This is a genomic window from Corynebacterium sp. HMSC068H04 (assembly GCF_001811255.1).
Taxonomy (GTDB): domain Bacteria; phylum Actinomycetota; class Actinomycetes; order Mycobacteriales; family Mycobacteriaceae; genus Corynebacterium; species Corynebacterium hesseae.
The window spans coordinates 1-658 of record NZ_KV804022.1 but is presented as its reverse complement, the minus strand read 5'-3'; the positions used below and the strand labels follow the sequence as shown (position 1 = coordinate 658).

General features: G+C 55.0%; 1 pseudogene. It reads left to right on the top strand.

Annotated elements, in window-relative coordinates:
• Positions 1-548 (top strand): annotated as a pseudogene (locus tag HMPREF2792_RS11560) (hypothetical protein); the annotation flags it as partial.
• Positions 549-658 lie beyond the last annotated feature (110 nt).

The following is a 658-nucleotide window of genomic DNA, read 5'->3' as shown; positions in this document are numbered from 1 at the left end:
CTTTGAGCAACAACTCAACGGTGACGGGCTTCTCCGTCGTTTTCGCACACAGCCTACAAGCACTGACCCGAAAACACAGACCTGCGTGCTGCACATCCACGTCTGCGCTTATGGACCGCAATGGATCCCTGCACCGTTCATACGCGCTATTTGTCCCAGGTGAAGCGTCCAGGGTCACTGACATCAATCCTCAGGTAGCGCCTTTTGCGACCGCCCAGTCGGGCCCCTACCGGATATATATCCAGGGCTTTGAAATGCTGTCCTGCATCGCGCTGGTCGACGTAGTATCATGCGGCATCGCCAATCAGGCAGCCACAACCGCGAGTATGGAAGCGCAGAACCGGTTTCCTGGCGCCACATCACTCCGCAATGGAAAGGGCGATGCTTTTCGGCACTGCTTGTGGAATGCTCTGATGACGATGAGAATCGGTGCAGGTGCAGCTGAACGCATTGCTACTAACCACGAAACTGTCGCTCAGGGGCCAGCGGATGAGACCAACATGGACTTGTATAACAATGCCCAAGTGTTCAGAAGACTGAAATGGTAGCGGCGTGGTGAGTATCTGGTAGCGCCTGAGTGAGTACCTGGTAGCGGTATCTCACTCAGGCTTTGTCGGTTGTTATGCGTTGGTGGTGAGGCGCATGTTTGGTCCTTCGA